At 53.3% G+C, this 15,285-nt stretch carries 20 protein-coding genes; 7 read left to right on the top strand and 13 right to left on the bottom strand.

Annotated features, from left to right (window positions below):
* Positions 1-25: 25 nt before the first annotated feature.
* From AC2FLP_RS21645 to AC2FLP_RS21610, 8 genes are all read right to left on the bottom strand, one after another.
* Positions 26-406, bottom strand: a complete 381-nt coding sequence (locus AC2FLP_RS21645; protein WP_496686422.1) for an adenylate/guanylate cyclase domain-containing protein — start codon at positions 404-406, stop codon at positions 26-28.
* A 164-nt stretch (positions 407-570) separates the two neighbouring features.
* Positions 571-1,449, bottom strand: coding sequence for a CopD family protein (locus AC2FLP_RS21640; protein ID WP_496686419.1), 879 nt, complete (start codon positions 1,447-1,449; stop codon positions 571-573).
* Entirely contained in the window at positions 1,446-1,790 is a 345-nt protein-coding gene (locus AC2FLP_RS21635) for a copper resistance CopC family protein (protein WP_480432627.1), read from the bottom strand. The genes AC2FLP_RS21640 and AC2FLP_RS21635 overlap by 4 nt, the downstream gene beginning before the upstream one ends.
* Before the next feature lie 12 nt (positions 1,791-1,802).
* Positions 1,803-2,267 carry a c-type cytochrome gene (locus tag AC2FLP_RS21630; RefSeq protein ID WP_496686415.1) on the bottom strand — a complete coding sequence of 155 codons (465 nt, stop codon included), beginning with the start codon at positions 2,265-2,267 and terminating at the stop codon, positions 1,803-1,805.
* A complete protein-coding gene (locus AC2FLP_RS21625; protein ID WP_170641748.1) occupies positions 2,267-2,734 on the bottom strand; it encodes a DUF411 domain-containing protein in 468 nt (155 codons plus the stop codon). The genes AC2FLP_RS21630 and AC2FLP_RS21625 overlap by 1 nt, the downstream gene beginning before the upstream one ends.
* 58 nt (positions 2,735-2,792) lie before the next feature.
* Positions 2,793-3,128 (bottom strand): hypothetical protein, encoded by a 336-nt coding sequence (locus tag AC2FLP_RS21620; protein WP_170494994.1) that lies wholly within the window; start codon positions 3,126-3,128, stop codon positions 2,793-2,795.
* Between the two features lie 210 nt (positions 3,129-3,338).
* Positions 3,339-3,890 carry a luciferase domain-containing protein gene (locus AC2FLP_RS21615; protein WP_170494991.1) on the bottom strand — a complete coding sequence of 184 codons (552 nt, stop codon included), beginning with the start codon at positions 3,888-3,890 and terminating at the stop codon, positions 3,339-3,341.
* Between the two features lie 53 nt (positions 3,891-3,943).
* On the bottom strand, positions 3,944-4,534 hold the full coding sequence (locus AC2FLP_RS21610) for a YceI family protein (protein WP_170494988.1): 591 nt from the start codon (positions 4,532-4,534) through the stop codon (positions 3,944-3,946).
* A 124-nt stretch (positions 4,535-4,658) separates the two neighbouring features.
* Here AC2FLP_RS21610 and AC2FLP_RS21605 point away from each other — a divergent pair, with 124 nt between their 5' ends.
* Positions 4,659-5,240: a TetR-like C-terminal domain-containing protein gene (locus AC2FLP_RS21605; protein WP_170494985.1), complete on the top strand. Its 582-nt coding sequence runs from the start codon at positions 4,659-4,661 to the stop codon at positions 5,238-5,240.
* A 463-nt stretch (positions 5,241-5,703) separates the two neighbouring features.
* Here AC2FLP_RS21605 and AC2FLP_RS21600 read toward each other — a convergent pair whose 3' ends face one another.
* A complete protein-coding gene (locus AC2FLP_RS21600) occupies positions 5,704-6,402 on the bottom strand; it encodes a hypothetical protein (RefSeq protein ID WP_170494982.1) in 699 nt (232 codons plus the stop codon).
* Between the two features lie 234 nt (positions 6,403-6,636).
* Between AC2FLP_RS21600 and AC2FLP_RS21595 the strand changes: the two genes are divergently transcribed.
* The gene (locus tag AC2FLP_RS21595; RefSeq protein ID WP_353390934.1) at positions 6,637-7,518 is read left to right on the top strand and encodes a cation diffusion facilitator family transporter; all 882 of its coding nucleotides are present in this window, start codon (positions 6,637-6,639) and stop codon (positions 7,516-7,518) included.
* Positions 7,519-7,676: 158 nt separating this feature from the next.
* A complete protein-coding gene (locus AC2FLP_RS21590) occupies positions 7,677-8,534 on the top strand; it encodes a hypothetical protein (protein WP_496686407.1) in 858 nt (285 codons plus the stop codon).
* 75 nt (positions 8,535-8,609) lie between these two features.
* Here AC2FLP_RS21590 and AC2FLP_RS21585 read toward each other — a convergent pair whose 3' ends face one another.
* The 3 genes from AC2FLP_RS21585 to AC2FLP_RS21575 all read right to left on the bottom strand — a co-directional run bounded on the left by AC2FLP_RS21585 (position 8,610) and on the right by AC2FLP_RS21575 (position 11,159).
* Positions 8,610-9,257, bottom strand: a complete 648-nt coding sequence (locus tag AC2FLP_RS21585) for a response regulator (RefSeq protein ID WP_170762969.1) — start codon at positions 9,255-9,257, stop codon at positions 8,610-8,612.
* Positions 9,254-10,657 (bottom strand): sensor histidine kinase, encoded by a 1,404-nt coding sequence (locus AC2FLP_RS21580; protein ID WP_170676366.1) that lies wholly within the window; start codon positions 10,655-10,657, stop codon positions 9,254-9,256. Before AC2FLP_RS21580 ends, AC2FLP_RS21585 begins: the two co-directional genes overlap by 4 nt.
* Positions 10,658-10,760: 103 nt before the next feature.
* The gene (locus AC2FLP_RS21575; RefSeq protein ID WP_170724271.1) at positions 10,761-11,159 is read right to left on the bottom strand and encodes a MerR family transcriptional regulator; all 399 of its coding nucleotides are present in this window, start codon (positions 11,157-11,159) and stop codon (positions 10,761-10,763) included.
* A gap of 99 nt (positions 11,160-11,258) precedes the next feature.
* On the opposite strand from AC2FLP_RS21575, the gene AC2FLP_RS21570 reads away from it, so the two are divergent.
* Positions 11,259-11,582, top strand: a complete 324-nt coding sequence (locus AC2FLP_RS21570; RefSeq protein ID WP_170724270.1) for a hypothetical protein — start codon at positions 11,259-11,261, stop codon at positions 11,580-11,582.
* A gap of 4 nt (positions 11,583-11,586) precedes the next feature.
* Positions 11,587-11,805, top strand: a complete 219-nt coding sequence (locus AC2FLP_RS21565; RefSeq protein WP_254429233.1) for a GDCCVxC domain-containing (seleno)protein — start codon at positions 11,587-11,589, stop codon at positions 11,803-11,805.
* 22 nt (positions 11,806-11,827) lie between these two features.
* Here the strand turns inward: AC2FLP_RS21565 and AC2FLP_RS21560 are convergent, their stop codons facing one another.
* A complete protein-coding gene (locus tag AC2FLP_RS21560; RefSeq protein WP_170492529.1) occupies positions 11,828-12,244 on the bottom strand; it encodes a MerR family transcriptional regulator in 417 nt (138 codons plus the stop codon).
* A gap of 73 nt (positions 12,245-12,317) precedes the next feature.
* On the opposite strand from AC2FLP_RS21560, the gene AC2FLP_RS21555 reads away from it, so the two are divergent.
* Together AC2FLP_RS21555 and AC2FLP_RS21550 are read left to right on the top strand one after the other, a co-directional pair.
* Entirely contained in the window at positions 12,318-12,953 is a 636-nt protein-coding gene (locus AC2FLP_RS21555; RefSeq protein ID WP_496686400.1) for a cation efflux transmembrane domain-containing protein, read from the top strand.
* Between the two features lie 285 nt (positions 12,954-13,238).
* Positions 13,239-15,089 (top strand): adenylate/guanylate cyclase domain-containing protein, encoded by a 1,851-nt coding sequence (locus AC2FLP_RS21550; RefSeq protein ID WP_170492523.1) that lies wholly within the window; start codon positions 13,239-13,241, stop codon positions 15,087-15,089.
* The last annotated feature ends 196 nt before the right edge of the window (positions 15,090-15,285 follow it).

The following is a 15,285-nucleotide window of genomic DNA, read 5'->3' as shown; positions in this document are numbered from 1 at the left end:
AAAAGTCTTCCTGTCGGCCATCGCTCTAGCAGCCACCGTGCTGTTCTGGCTGTAAATCAATGAGTCTAGAGCCTAGGATGTCATCACCTTTTTCTGTGATGTCACCCACATGAACACCGATCCGCATGTTCATTAACGAGTGTTCAGCCAACTGCTCTTGTAGCTGCATTGCTGCGGTTACAGCTTGCGCCGCGCTGTCAAATTGCACCAACCAACCATCGCCCATGCTCTTCACAACACGACCTGACTGGCCTGCTATCGTTGGGGTGACGATGTCGCTTTCCAGGTGATCAAGCATGAGAATTGTGGCTTGCTCATCTTGGTGCATAAGCGCCGAATACCCAACGACATCCGCAGCTAGTATCGCCGCCAATTTTCGTTGCAACTGTTGTCCCTTGTCCGACATGCGTTCGACGATAGATGATGCGGCCCTCTACTCCAACTGCCTGAATACGAGGTTCGCTCAGGGCTCTTTCTGGCGCTCTCCGCCCTTGGCATCAGCGTCAGTTCGCAGCCCTTAACGGACACTCGCAACAAGGCTTTGCGTTTCCGGATTTGGACCAAAAGGCGTCAGAGATTGATGGGAGGTGTCGTCACACTGGTTAGCGTCGCCGTTGCAAGCAGGATCAGGACAACAGCCATCATCTCCATCGAAATCGACCGACGGAGCGCGATAGTCGCATCATGCTGCTCAGCCCTGAGAGCCGGAACGAGTTTCAACTTGTTCAGCGCCGCGATGCCAAGAAGGGCGGAAACGATCACGACCTTGACCAAAAGCACCAATCCATAGGCCGTTCCGAACAAGGCGGCCAGTGAGCCCGAAAGCAGCCATGCGAGTGCCGCGCCTACTACAATCAGGACGGCAACTCCGTAAGCAGCGACATTGCCAAAGTGGTGCAGTAGATCGGCCCCAGTTGGAGTGAGCGCCGCTTTGCGCAAAGGCAGGAGAGCACCGACCCAAAACGCGGCAGCCAGTAAATGCAGAACCAGCAAGATTGCGAGAGCCGCCCTGGGCTGTCCGAGCGAGTGTCCCACCTGAACAAAGGAAATCGCTATGGCAAGGCTGCCCGCCAAAGCGATCCACCGCCCGACGCGCGGGAGCAGAATTGCCAGTATCGCAAGTTCACCCATTCCTTGCCAAATCGCGGCGGTGCCAAGTGGACTGTCCCAGACAAAGCCAAGCATCATTGGGTCCGTCGCGCCCTCAAAGCCCATTCCGGATATCCGCGCCGCTCTGATGCCGAAACGCAAAGCCAGAACGGCGAGACCGAGAAGCGCCGCACCGACCGCGAGGTGACGTGCGAGGCGCAAAATGGTCGCCTCGGCGCGCGTGGCAAAGAGAACGGTGAACAGGACGCTGCCCATCGCCAGCAGCGCCGCACCGTAGCCAAGTGCTTTCGCCAAAATGGCCAAGACGACAACACCGTCAATGGGGGCCAGTCCGGTCACTTAGCGACTGTGAAAGAAAAGCTGCCCTGCATCGGGTGGCCGTCTGAAGCCATACCTCGCCAGTCGAAGCGGTAGCTCCCGGGTGCAAGCTCCTCCAAAGGCATAGCCCGGAATTCTGTGGCGGGATCCATACCCGTTTCGCGGTCAATTTCGACATCGCCATCGGGTGAGGTCAGCGTGACTGAGATGATGCGCATCGGATCATCGAACCGCATGGAAAGCTCCGGCACGTCCGTGACAGTTGCGCCGTCAGCTGGTGTCGTTTCTTCGGACTTGGAATGCGCGGCCGCAAGTATTGGAGCCATTACTACGACCAAGCCGATAAGAGTTTGTTTGATCATCTGAGTTATCCCCTATTCGGACTGGGCATTCAGCTCGTCGTGGTACTCACGAAGATCATTGGGCCAGGTTGACTTGATAAAAGAAAGGACCGCTATGATTTCGTCATCGCTGAGCACACCTTCATAGACCGGCATACTGGTTGGGGGCGCATTTTCCATCAGTCCGGCCAGGCCAAATTTGGTCAAGGTGAAGAGCGTTTCATCATCGTGGTGCCACGTATGCCCTTTGGCATCATGCGGCGGTGCTGGTAGCAAACTGTCCTCGCCGCGTATCCGCCAGTTTGGCTGTCCTTCAAGGTTCTCACCGTGGCAGGCAGCACATTGTGCCGCGTAAATATCTTGGCCAGTGGCGACAACTTCCGCGTCATCAGGTGTCAAAAGACCGACCGCTTCCGAGGCTTGGGCCAGAACGAACGCTACTGTGAAACCGGCGAGCGCAAGCCCACCGGTAACCAAGAGTGTTGTGCGCACTACCATCAGGTGTCGAACGGCTGAGCTGTGCCCGCGCGGTAGTACACCGTTCCGGTCCCAGCCTCTCCCCCAAATGCAACGACGTCGTAGCGGGCGGACGCATCGTCGCCCATACCTGGAGAGCCCATTGGCATGCCAGGAACAGCTAGCCCTGTGATGCCAGGCCGATCCCTCAACACGGCTTCCAGTGCTTCGAACGGCACATGGCCTTCGAAGACATAACCATCGGCTTCAATGGTGTGACAGGATGCGAGGTTCAGCGGGATACCCCGCGCTGACTTCTGTGCCTCAGGGTCGGTCAGATCCTCAACGGTTACGGCGTAGCCACGTGCGCGAGCCAAGTCGGCCCAGGCGTGACAACATCCGCAACCTGGTGAGCTGAGCACGTGCATTGGGGTGCCTGCACGGACGGGGAGAGCGGTCGCGATGAGAGCAGTTGCAGACAGTGTGGTGAAGTGACGACGTGTGATCATGTCTGTCGGTCCTTTGATGTGAAAATTGAACGGATTGCGGGCGGGCGCCCGTTGCCGTTCAGGCTTTCGGAGGACCGGTGGGGACGCCCATTGCGAGGCCCGAAAAATCGGCTCCAGCGTACATCACACCACCCACTGAGATCACCATTGGAGCAATCGGCGAAATCCCCACCGTGGCGACAAGATCACCAAAACAGGATGCTGAACCCATGCCGCTAGTGGTGTCACAACAATCCGCAACAGCTTTCTTGGCATTAGCCAACGGATCGTCGTCCGCCATTTGAGCATGATGACCAGAATGATCCGATCCATGGGTCAAGCCATGCTTCACGGACGCTGCGGATGCGCCAGAGAATGCAACAACAAGAAGTATCGTCAGGACCAGGCGAAACATACCAAATACCTACTGTGGGTATGTGGTTTTGACAAGTTACGAGGATGGGTCGACGCAAACGATCCTAGTTGCACCCGTTGTGGGTGCGCCACATCTCTGGATCATGCCCGGCTGGAACAGTGGAACATGGATCATCTGTATATCCGCGTGCGGCTGCATACTGGCTGACCTGCGTGTTAGTCAGCAACGGTAAGATCAGCAGGTAGGCGTTTAGCCCAAGGTGTTGCCGGTGATGAAGGTGTACGAACTTTCCACCAGATCGATGACGACATCCAGCTCTTCTGGTGTGGTCGGAGTATAGATCATGACAAAGCCGCTCCATCCGGGGCGTTGATCGGCCCAAGGGTGCGCTACGGCCCAGCCGGCCTCAATTGCCCGCCGCGCCATTGCCGGGTCGAGCGAGGCGTGCAAGCTGCCATCAGGATGCATATGCGCAAACTCAAACCCACCGACGATAGAGTTCGGTTGAGACAACAACATGTCAGGATCAAGCTGAAAACCAGTCGCGCCAGGTAATGATATGCGTGTTGGGCCAAGTGTGACCCCTGGGAATTGCGCAACTCGCTCCAGCAATAGCTGGGCCAAATCGGCATTAATTTCGACACCAATTTGAGTATGCGGTACGCCGCTTGTTGTTTCGGGACGGGGCGAGGAGCGCTCCGGCAAGGAGCGCTCTTGCGCGGACGCCATCGAGCACATCAATGCCACTACCGTCACGGCAACCGTCAATGTTCTCATGTGTACATTCATCGTGTTGACCATCCGCCAATCAAAAAGATTGAGTGCTGAGCACCGTATCGGTGCCCTTGCACACTTCACTCAGCCTTTAACGCTTCGATATTGATTAAGAGCTCTATCTCGTCGCTCACCGCTGGTGCAAACGCCCCAAGTCCGAATTCAGACCGCACGATAGTCGCCGTGGCTTCCAGCCCCAAGGTCGGCGTGCCCTCCTTTTCGCCAAACGGGTATGGCGCTGACTTGTTAAGCGTTGTTTCCAGAACAACAGGTTTGGTGACGCCATTCATGGTCAGGTCGCCAGAAATATTCGCGGTATTGTCACCGGTCACTTCAATGCTGGTTGAGGCGAAAGTGACAACGTCACCGTCACTCGCGCTAAAAAAGTCATCGGACATGAAGTGTTGCAGACGAGCGTCCCAGCCCGTGATCATGGATTTTACAGGCATAGACACTGTGACAGATGACGCAGACGGATCATCTTCATTGAACTCTATCTCGCCGCTAAAACCTGAGAACATTCCAAATGTTTCTGAGAACCCTATGTGGTTGTAGCTGAACAATACCTGACTATGTCCAGGATCCAGCTCGTAAGTGCCGCTCTCGGACAATGCTGTTGTCGCGCCCATCGATAAGAGTACCGCCAGCGGGGTTGCTGCCACTTTGAACATTGATACGCTCCCATTTTGACAAGACGTGTTTGTGGAATTGAGTTTTGGGATTTAGGTTTTGGCCGACCATACTTTTAGGACAAAATGTTCTACTATGCAACAAATTGTTCTATAGGAGGAGTGATTGAAAGAAGATCCCAGGCTGATCGCCACACGACAGACTGCGCTTGATGCTGCGCAAAAGATACTGATGGATGAAGGCGTGCTGCACGTAACTCATGGCGCAGTATCAAAGGCAACGCGCATTTCGCGCAGTACACTTTACAGGCACTGGCCAGATGCGCGCAGTCTGCGTGATGCAGCATTCCGGCGCATCGCAACACCGCCAAACATACCGCCCAAAACCGATGGCCCGCTACGATCTGACTTGCGCTGGTTACTCGGTGTACTGATGGGAGCCTTGAATGACACACCGTGGGGCCAAATCGCGCCTCAGGTGGTCGCTGCTGCGTCCACCGACGAAGAAGCGCGGTTGGTGATCACTGAATTCATGAAAGACAGGTTCGCAAGTGTTGAAGCAGTATTTGCAGCAGCAATAGATCGTGGTGAGATCACCGCCGACGTTCCGGTTGACCAGCTCATAGAACTGGCAATCGCGGCACCTTATTTCCGCAAGCTCATTCGTTACGAGGCACTGGACGAGGATTGGTTGGATCGACATGTTGATCTGCTTTGCAGTATCGCGAAATCCAATCCTGGACGGTGAGAATCGCCTGAAATTGCAAACGAAGCGGCCAATAAACATAACAGTTTCCAAGATCGCAGTATGACTACGTTTGCCGCTTGACATCAGCACGTCGCAGGGTCAATTCGAAGCGTTCCCCACAACGTTGACGACTGCACCCTGATTTGTCGCTGCCGCTAATTCACAATGCAACATGAACACCTTTGAGTTCAGTGTCGCCCACGGCAATGTCGACTTTCGGGAACCGGCCAAACATTGCAATGTCCAGTATCCTCCTCGGATGCGCCTTTCGCTGACTTGCAAATAAGTGACTTGAAGCAGCCCAAACTGAACCTTCTCACCCAAGCATTGCAATTTAGTAAACTCGCAACGAAGCGGCATCTAGACTATTTCCGCCCAAAAACCGCTTCCAAAACGCTATCCCCCAAACTGACTTGGTAATGTCAGGTTCAATGCGGGCGTCACGCGTACCAATGCTGCCCGATTAGTCCGTTGCAAAGCAATAAAACAGACCTGCCCCGCCTGAACGTGGCAGATGTTCCTCTCCGCAACCGCGCGAGCCGTGCGATGAGTTCCAGGATATCATGTTTCGAGCATCGTTGAGACCTACACGATCATGGTGCCCGACAATCGCAGATCCATCTTCACTATTCGAAGTCCAGTTACTGCATGTTGTGTCGCCTCCTGCCGTCGAGAAGTATCCCGCGGAATCGGAGCCGGTCAGAATGTCGTGTTTGTTTGGCTGACTGCCACGCCCATTGACAGGGTTACCATTTTCGTCGAGCGCGGTCTGTAGATTAATGTTCACGCTGTTGCTGTGCAGGTCCTCAACGTTGTTGGCGATGAGCTCTCCGTTGGCATTGTACCACGGACCCGATCCGATCCGGTCGCGAGCAGAAACGCCATTGGTGATTGTCATTGGGTCGGTGCTGCGATCAATGGACATTGAGGTGCTCAGATAGGCCGCAAAAGTCTTGGTAGAACCGGTCGCGGAAGCAAGCGCATTGCAATGAGCATCGGCGCCTTCGAGGCCGCCTAGATTTGCACCGTCCCCCTTGCCCACACTAGTGATGAAAAACGACATCTCCTCGCCTGCCGATTGCGCGTGTGCAGTCGCAGCGATACAGCAGATTACGAGTGCAACAACCCCATGAGCAGTTTTTCTGTTGGTGAACTTCGACATGTGTGTCTCCCTTCGTACTGTTTGATCACAGATGCTAGCTCTATGTAACCATCAGGTCCATCCAAGCAACGGATGTATGACACTATGGTGCTGGAGCCATTCACTACAGCCGGTCGTGCATGACCGACCCTGTGGCCCTATTCATTATTACCCAACTCCTGTCTTACGTGTTAAGTACGGGCGCTCACCTGTTCCCAGGATCATTTGTAACGATTGACTAAGGGTCGTGACGGAATGACACAAAAAATCGCTCTTTGGTCCATTCCGATATCCATTGCGGTACTGGCTCTAAAACTGTTGGCTTGGTGGCTGACAGGCTCGGTGGCATTGCTGTCGGACGCAATGGAATCTACCGTGAATGTCGTTGCGGCGTTGCTGGCATACTTCGCAGTTCGGGTTGCCAATAAACCCCCTGATGAAAACCACCCCTTTGGTCACAAAAAAGCCGAGTATCTTTCTGCCGTCGTCGAGGGCGTACTGATTGTGCTGGCGGCGTTCTTGATCATCAGAGAAGCTGTGCTGGCGCTCCCAAACCCGCATCTTGAGGATGCACCGCTGCTTGGAATCGTCGTCAATGTTATTGCAACGGGTGTGAATGGCGCATGGGCTTACCTATTGCTCAAAATCGGCAGGCGCGAGGGTTCGCCTGCATTGGAGGCAAGCTCCCGGCACATTTTTACAGATGTCATGACTTCAGTTGGTGTCATTGCAGGTCTGATACTGGCGCTTGTCACCGGCTGGCTGATCCTCGATCCGATTCTGGCAATTCTCGTTGCACTGAACATCTTGTGGGAGGGTTGGAAAGTTATTCGGTCGTCCGTCGATGGCCTGATGGATGTGAGCCTGTCGGAACATGACTTGCAGACTGTTTCTAATGCAATCGAAGCAAACCTCGGCACAGCCTTAGAGTATCACGACCTCAAAGGGCGCAGATCCGCGAATGTCATCTTCGTGGAGTTTCATCTTGTTGTGGACGGCACAATGCCAGTCAGCGCGGCGCATGATATTTGCAATGACATCGAGGAAGAATTGGATCGTTTGTATCCGGGTTCCGTCTTTGTCATTCACCTCGAACCTGATGACGAGTTGAAGGGTGACGGGGTTAATTCCCACTAAACTGGTCAAATGGGTCAGCAAAACTCTATTAGTATGACTGATCTGACTAAGACGTTCGGCTTGAAATTCGTCAGACCTAAGCCCGATGTGGGAAAGCCGAACCAGAAGTAACCTGTCTTCAATGTCACGACGCGTGATGATCAAAATTGGAGGCGAAAATGAAAATTCAAAGAAAGCTGGGTCAACTTCTTAGTACAGCGGCGTTGGCTTCGTTGATTGCGGCGACGCCTTATGTGCCAGCGTTCGATGCCGATGGTCGCTTACATTTTGAACCGTCATATGCCTTTGCCAAGAGCGGCAAGGGGAAAGACGGGGATGGTCGCGACGATGATCGGGATGATGATCGTGACGACGACAGAGATGATGATCGGGACGACAACTCGGGGTCGGGTAGTAGCGGCCGTGGTGGTGACCGGGACGATGATCGTGATGACGATAGAGACGATGATCGCGACGACGACCGAGATGATGATCGTGACGACAATTCAGGGTCAGGCAAAAGTGGTCGCGACGATGATGACGACGATGACGATGACGATGACGACTCGAAACGCTCCAATAGAGGCAGCGGAAAGAAGGACCGGTCTCAAGCAGGGGGCAAACCGTCGCGTTCGGCTGGGGTAACAAAGGTCGAAACAAACGCTAATGGCATTGAAGTACGTTACGCCGACGGAACCAAGGAGGAGATCGAAAACGGGCGGTATGAGAGAAAGAATGCGCAGAACCGAACTGTTGAGGAGCGCCCTGCGACCGGTGCTGACGTCTCAAGGCTTCGGTCTTTGGCGAATGGTATCTCAATCGACAGCGTGCGTTCTTCTGGGCAAGGCGGCACTACTGGAAGTCGGCCCACGAAAATCGAACGCCAGGGCAACAATATCGAAGTAAACTATGCCAATGGGTGGAAAGAGGAGATCGAGTTTGGGCGCTACGAGTTGAAAGACCCGTACAACCGGACTGTTGTTGAGAGAAATGCAACGGCCTCTGATCGCCAGAGGTTACAATCGGTTGCCAATTGAACAGCAACACCAGTCGATAATCTGTTGGCGGCTTCTCATAGAGAGGGGCCGCCATCGTCGATAAAGAGACCGCTGTTAATCTCCCTTGTTCCAAACATCATGGGCAATGAGCGCGGCCTCTACCCGATTTCGCGCATGAAGCTTGGACAGGATTGCCGTCATGTAGTGCTTCACGGTCTTTTCCTGAAGGTCTAACTCGTCAGCGATTTCACGATTACTCAGTCCTTTGGCTACACGTCTCAGTATTTCTTCCTCACGATGCGTAAGGTCATCGAGAATGCTGCTGTTTATAGACATGCCGCTGTCAGCATTGATTTGCAGCAATACTCGCGAGGCCAAGCCCGGAGAAACGAACCCTTCACCTGCGGCGATGCTGCGTAGGGAAGCGGTCAATTCGCTCGCGGTTACTCCCTTCACAATGTACCCAATCGCGCCCGCCTCTAAGGCGTCCGCGACATCGCTGCTGTTCTCTGAGACCGTCAAGATTGCAATGACGGGTGGATTTGCCATTGCCGCAATTTTACGTGTCGCATTTATTCCACCGCCGGGCATAGAAAGGTCAAGAATAGCTATGTCCGGCTGATGCGTGCCGACCAGCGATACTGCCTCTTCAGCGTTGGACCCAGCGGCCAAAACTTCGAAACCATCAGCTTCATCTAACGTGCGTTGCAAACCATCCCTAAATATCGGGTGATCATCAGCTATTACGACGGATGTAGTCATGATGTGCCTAACTTTCTGGGAAAGAGTGTCATAGCAATGGTGGTGCCTTCGCCCGGTCTCGATACGACTTCGAACTTGCCACCAATACTCTCGACCCGATCTCGCAAGCCCATAAGCCCCTGGCCACCATCGTCTCGCAACGCGGTTTCTTCTGACCTGTCAAATCCAGGTCCGTCGTCTTTGACCTTTACAACTATGCGGTCGTTCTGCGCCTCAGAGATAACCGTGCACTTGGAAGCTGGAGCATATCTTGCGGCATTGGAAAGCGTTTCCTGAAGGAACCGAAAAACGCACAGCTTGTCCGACAATGACAACTCTGGGGCCTGGCTACCTTGGAATGAAATATCTGGTCGCAACGGGCTGTGTTCGGCATGATCCTCTACGGCTCTCTTTACAACATCGACGAATGACAGGCTGTCGATATCTGGCGCGGACAGCCCTCGCGATATTGCACGAATCTCAGCAAGAGATTTTTGCAAAGACTGCTGAATTTCTTCTGCCTCCATAGGCCTTTCGGACTCTTCGGAAAACGCCGCCTCCAGTCTAAGAGCGGCGAGCGACAGGTACTGCGCAGGACCATCATGTAGCTCGGCACCGAGTTTCTTGAGGAACCGATCTGTTTGCGTAGCATATCTTTCTGACGCCTCGACTACACGCGACCGCAGCCGGGCATTCTGCTCGGCCATCCTCTCACTTTCTGTCAGGCGCTGTTTAAGAAGAGCCCCCTGTCGTCGAATTGTTTTGTCACCAATTGCGACGATGGAATACAGAACAATAGTACTTGCCAGAAATGCGGAACCGACGACCAACCAACTTGTTCGCCTGGCCTTGGCCAAATCTATCTCCAGCTGATCGGCTCTTTCGTAGAACTCCGCAACTGCGATGATTTCGCCGGACCAGAGTTCGCGGATGGGGCTGTAAACTTCAAGTAATGGTATCCCCAATGCCGCCTCGGCGGCGCTCTCGGCATGATCAAGCTCTTCGAAAGAGCCGGAGATATCACCGCTCCACGCCCGCCTTAAGTCATCCGTTGGATTGAAACGGTTTCCAATGATGTCTGTATCCGAGGCATGCGCAATCACACCGCCTTGCTTCCAGAATTTGTAGGAGACGATGCGGTCACGCATTGGCTGGGTCATAAAAATCTCGTCCAGCGCCAGGCTCGCCTGCTCAGAAATGCGGTCGCCATGAGCCAATTCCTGGCTGAGCGGGGATACTACGCTTTCCATATATAGAGCCGCAGAGTTGGCGGAGTTTTGCACGACTGCGTTCTGGATTCGATTTGACACCCAGACCCCGACAATTGCGGTAGCAGTGCCCATCACAACGATGCTGGCCGCAAGAAACACTCGCGACAACGACCAATTGCCAATCGTCAGGTCAGTTACTTTCACTCTCATCGTGAAATCGACTATGAACTACAATCTGTTACCGCACCACAGACCTTGGTCTGACGCGATCTGACCAAATCTCAGATACTTTGATTCCACCCAGTGGCCAGAGTCAGATATCATCCATCGTTCTCAGTCTTTGCAGCATCGGGCATTGAACGTTTCCGCTATCACAATTGGCCGTAAGCTCACTCAAGGCGTGCTCCAGACGTCTGAGCTCATCAATCTTGCTTCTAACGCTGGCAATGTGTGTCTCGGCCAGTTCTTTCACTGATCGGCAGTCTTCGGCACTTCCTTCTGACAACTCCAAAAGCGCTTTTGCGTCTGAGAGAGGAAACCCCAGGTCGCGGCATTTCTTCAAAAATCGAAGTCTTCCAACATCGCTTGCTGAATAGAGGCGGCGATTGTTCAGAGCTCGCGCGGGTCTCGGTACGATACCTTCGCGCTCGTAATAGCGGATGGTTTCTATTCCAACCCCGCTTTGCCGAGAAGCCTCACCTATCGCAATCATGTGAAGTGCCTCCGCTTGATCCTGTAGTTACTACAGGAGTTATACGCTCTGAATGCCGGTGCCTCAACACATTCAAATCGAGTACCCAGGGAGCGAAAGATGAAGAAGTATTTGACCCTCAGCTACCTGGGATCGGTTTCCGCTCTGGGAGTTGCGACATGCTGTGTTCTTCCAATGGCCATGATGTTGCTCGGCTTGGGTGGCAGTTGGTTGGCGATATTCGGAAAAATAGCGGCAGCAAGCTACTATGTTCTCGCCATCTCAACAGCGCTGATCGCGGTTTCGTGGTTCGTAGCGCATCGAAACGGGACGTTGGCAAACCTGAAATGGTGGCTTGTCGGAAGCACGGCGATCACCGCGCTGGCATGGGTCATCGTGTTCAATGAGGCTCAAATCAACGATTATCTAATCATGCAGATGTGAGACAATGACAAAACAAACTGTGGTGCTGGATAGCACTTTGACCTGCCCTCGGTGTGGGCACGTTGAAATCGAGAAAATGCCAACTGACTCGTGCCAGTGGTTTTATGAATGCAAATCATGCAAAGCAGTCTTGAAGCCTTTAGAAGGCGATTGCTGTGTTTTTTGTTCCTACGCAACTGTCCCGTGCCCGCCAATTCAAGTAGGCAGTTCGTGCTGCGGTTAAAGGCAAAATCAGCTTCCAAAGATCAGTGTTCGTGACGGCACAGATCATGGTCGGCGAGTGAAGCAAGCACGTAGCAGTGCTCTGAAACCCCATCTCCACTACAGCCTTTTGAAATCCGGTTCAGCTCTTTCTCAAGTGCGCGGAGCCTTTTGATTTTTGCCCGGACCTCCGAGAGCTGAGCGGCTGCTATATCGGTTGCGGCTTTGCACGAGCGATCCGGATGGCCTTGTAAATCGATCAGTTCAGATATCGCCTCCAGCGAGAACCCAAGGTCACGCGCGTGCTTGATGAAACTAAGGCGTTCCATTCCCGCCGCATCGTAACGCCGCTGATTGCCTTCGGTGCGTTCTGGCGCACTGAGCAGCCCCATTTCCTCATAGTAACGAATGGTCGGAATCTTGACCTTTGTGCGCTTGGACAAGTCACCAATCGAAAACATCAAATTACCCCTTGAACCTCTAGTCACTAGAGACACTACACTGTGCTAAAGACAGATTCAAAGAGGCCTAACTATGTCTGGATGTTGTGGACACGGCGCTAAGTTTGACGGCGTTTCAGATGATTACAAAAGGCGATTGTGGATCGTCATTGCACTCAATGCCACAATGTTCGTGGTCGAGATGACCGCAGGGCACTATGCGAAATCTCAGGCACTACAGGCCGATGCACTCGACTTTTTGGGAGATGCCCTGACCTATGGCATTTCTCTGGCTGTAATTGGTGCGTCGATCCGTGCACGCACAAATGCTGCTTTAGCCAAAGGTCTCAGCCTTTTTCTGATGGGTTCATGGGTGCTCGGATCGACAGTTTATCGCGTGTTCTACGTCGGAGTTCCTGAGGCTGAAATCATGGGGGTGGTGGGGTTCCTTGCTCTGCTTACTAACCTTGCCAGTGTTCTTCTGCTCGTCAGGTACAAAGATGGAGACGCGAATGTCCGCTCCGTCTGGCTTTGTTCCCGCAATGACGCCATCGGGAACGTGGCAGTGATGTTTGCCGCTCTCGGCGTTTGGGGCACAGCCACAAGATGGCCCGACCTCATCGTCGCGACGATCATGGCAGGTTTGTTTTTGTCGTCATCTGTGCAAATTGTGCGCCAAGCTCTGGCGGAGCGGCGTGATAGCAAGTTCCATCAACAGATTAGCGCCTAGCCGAACGAAGCTCCTGACGCCAAATTGAGCCAGAGCAAGAATATTGTTTTGTAAGGCGTCAGCCTACGAAGTTTGACCAAGTTTTTTGACGACTTTAGCGCTGCGGCACTGGTTCCGGCATCTTTTTTGTTTGAGAACATCCCTAAAAAGAAAGCTCAAAAATAATCTATGGCGGTTTCGGAACTCCTTGTTGGGCTGTGATTTTGTACGTGTATACTTAAGGTGAGACGTGCAATCTCATCGAACTTAAGCAATTGTTGAGTATGGCCGCATTGGACAACAATTATGACTGAGGTCAGGGTCGAGCGCCGGCTTGCCGCGATACTCGCCGCCGACGTGGTCGGTTACTCCTCGCTGATCGAGCGTGATGAAACTGGCACTAGAGCGCTTTTGAACGCAGCATTTGACAAAATCATTGCTCCGGCTTTCGAACGTCATCGCGGACGTTTGTTCAAAACAATGGGGGACGGATATCTGGCTGAATTCGCCTCTGTTGTCGAAGCTGTCGAATGCGCGGCGTCAATTCAAAGGAGCTTTTCCGATCACAACGACCTTACGTTAAGGATCGGGATTAACTTGGGTGATGTCATCGTCGAGGGAGATGATCTTCACGGAGATGGGATCAATGTAGCGGCGCGGATCGAGGCTTTGGCAGAGCCCGGTGGTATCGCAATCTCACGCTCGGCGCGGGACCAGATCCTCGATAAATTGGACATCACTCTACAAGATCTTGGGGAAGTTCAGGTAAAGAACATTGCCCGCCCGGTTCGAGTTTTCAATGTGGTGGATTCAAACACAGTCTCAGAAACTCAGGCTCTGTTCAAGCGGCAAAGGCGTTTCTGGAAACCGATTGCGGCGGGCATTATTTTGTTGGCATTACTCATTTTTGGCCCCTCAGCCTGGGAGCAATTGCGTCACAGCGAGATGGAAGCGGCGTCGCTAGAAAGAATGCAGCTAGCACTGCCCGATAAGCCATCGGTTGCAATTATTCCCTTCAAGACACTATCAAGCTCTGAAGAAGAAACGCTGTTGGCCAATGCAGTTACCGAGGATCTGACCCGTGCTCTTGCACGGGTAGACGGGCTTTTCGTAATTGCTAGCAGTTCGACAGAACGATATCGCGACCAAAACACCAGTCCCGCCTCCGTTGCGGAAGAATTGGGCGTTGCTCACGTTGTGCGCGGCTCATTGAGACGTTCAGGCGAACAGGTGCGCGTCGACGTCGAACTGATCGATACCTTGTCCGGGCGAATAATGTGGAGCGACAGGATTGATCGCGCGTCCGCTGACGTTTTCGAGCTTCAGGACTCACTCGTGGAACAATTGGCGCAGCAGTTTTCTGAAGATTTGGAACGCGTCACGGGCCAGCATCGCTTCACTGAGAACCCCGAAGCCTTTTTACTCTGGGCGCGCGCGGACGAGGCAAGTTGGGTAAATACCCCAGCTTCCTATCAAAGAGCGCGCGCTTTGGCTCGAGAAGCACTTGCACTGGATCCCAACTTTGTGAGAGCCAAAGCTTTGTTGGGATTTGTTGAGACGCAAACTGGGTACTTTCGAGTTGCCGACGACCCGACAACTGCTCTGGAGACTGGTCTTGATATTGCGCAGGAAGTCGTGCGTCTTGAACCCAGTGACTGGTACTCGCGTCAGGTCCTTGCGCAATCACTATTGAACCTGCGTGACTATGAAGGGGCGCTTGAGCAGTTTACGCTCGCAATGGAGCTTGAACCCGCACATCCGCAACTGTTGACCCGCTCGGCATTGGCTTTGATTTTTCTTGGTCGCGGCAGGGAAGCCGAAGAACTGCTTCGTCTTTCAGTGCGCTTGAATCCCTATCACAATTGGCTGGCAGACCAGCTGTTGGGGCAAGCCATATATCTGCAAGGTCGCTACGAAGAAGCGCTGGAACATCTTGAGATTTCTCGGGCAAAAAATCCACGCTTTATTGGAAATCTATGGTGGCGTGCGGCTGTCTATGGCCAACTCGGAGATGCCGAAAATGCGAACTTAGCAATTGAAGCCATTTTGGAACGGATGCCAGATGCGAGCATTTCCACCAGCTTTATTCAGATTACCGATCCAATCGGACAAAGCCGCTTTCAAGAAGGATTACGCGCGGCCGGGCTGCCTGAATGACACTGCATAAAAAACGGCTTCTTCAAGTTTGATACAGGCTGCGCGCCAGAATTTGCAAAGTCCGCTTCCTGCGCGTTGCGGACCTCCGCCGAATTTTGACGAACGTCCGCTGCTGACGTAAAGCGGCCGTTAATGGTCGATGATCTGCGGTTAAGTCCGTGAAGGTCGGCTTACCGATGTAACCGGACCTTAATCC

The organism is Ruegeria sp. CDSA141, from assembly GCF_059612005.1.
This window is presented reverse-complemented; position numbering and strand designations above follow the sequence as displayed.

Excerpts from the sequence above, each read along its gene's own strand:
- AC2FLP_RS21645 (WP_496686422.1), bottom strand. The coding sequence starts at position 406 with ATGTCGGACAAGGGACAACAGTTGCAACGAAAATTGGCGGCGATACTA.
- AC2FLP_RS21635 (WP_480432627.1), bottom strand. The coding sequence starts at position 1,790 with ATGATCAAACAAACTCTTATCGGCTTGGTCGTAGTAATGGCTCCAATA.
- AC2FLP_RS21630 (WP_496686415.1), bottom strand. The coding sequence starts at position 2,267 with ATGGTAGTGCGCACAACACTCTTGGTTACCGGTGGGCTTGCGCTCGCC.
- AC2FLP_RS21625 (WP_170641748.1), bottom strand. The coding sequence starts at position 2,734 with ATGATCACACGTCGTCACTTCACCACACTGTCTGCAACTGCTCTCATC.
- AC2FLP_RS21620 (WP_170494994.1), bottom strand. The coding sequence starts at position 3,128 with ATGTTTCGCCTGGTCCTGACGATACTTCTTGTTGTTGCATTCTCTGGC.
- AC2FLP_RS21615 (WP_170494991.1), bottom strand. The coding sequence starts at position 3,890 with ATGGTCAACACGATGAATGTACACATGAGAACATTGACGGTTGCCGTG.
- AC2FLP_RS21610 (WP_170494988.1), bottom strand. The coding sequence starts at position 4,534 with ATGTTCAAAGTGGCAGCAACCCCGCTGGCGGTACTCTTATCGATGGGC.
- AC2FLP_RS21600 (WP_170494982.1), bottom strand. The coding sequence starts at position 6,402 with ATGTCGAAGTTCACCAACAGAAAAACTGCTCATGGGGTTGTTGCACTC.
- AC2FLP_RS21595 (WP_353390934.1), top strand. The coding sequence starts at position 6,637 with ATGACACAAAAAATCGCTCTTTGGTCCATTCCGATATCCATTGCGGTA.
- AC2FLP_RS21590 (WP_496686407.1), top strand. The coding sequence starts at position 7,677 with ATGAAAATTCAAAGAAAGCTGGGTCAACTTCTTAGTACAGCGGCGTTG.
- AC2FLP_RS21585 (WP_170762969.1), bottom strand. The coding sequence starts at position 9,257 with ATGACTACATCCGTCGTAATAGCTGATGATCACCCGATATTTAGGGAT.
- AC2FLP_RS21580 (WP_170676366.1), bottom strand. The coding sequence starts at position 10,657 with ATGAGAGTGAAAGTAACTGACCTGACGATTGGCAATTGGTCGTTGTCG.
- AC2FLP_RS21575 (WP_170724271.1), bottom strand. The coding sequence starts at position 11,159 with ATGATTGCGATAGGTGAGGCTTCTCGGCAAAGCGGGGTTGGAATAGAA.
- AC2FLP_RS21570 (WP_170724270.1), top strand. The coding sequence starts at position 11,259 with ATGAAGAAGTATTTGACCCTCAGCTACCTGGGATCGGTTTCCGCTCTG.
- AC2FLP_RS21565 (WP_254429233.1), top strand. The coding sequence starts at position 11,587 with ATGACAAAACAAACTGTGGTGCTGGATAGCACTTTGACCTGCCCTCGG.
- AC2FLP_RS21560 (WP_170492529.1), bottom strand. The coding sequence starts at position 12,244 with ATGTTTTCGATTGGTGACTTGTCCAAGCGCACAAAGGTCAAGATTCCG.
- AC2FLP_RS21555 (WP_496686400.1), top strand. The coding sequence starts at position 12,318 with ATGTCTGGATGTTGTGGACACGGCGCTAAGTTTGACGGCGTTTCAGAT.
- AC2FLP_RS21550 (WP_170492523.1), top strand. The coding sequence starts at position 13,239 with ATGACTGAGGTCAGGGTCGAGCGCCGGCTTGCCGCGATACTCGCCGCC.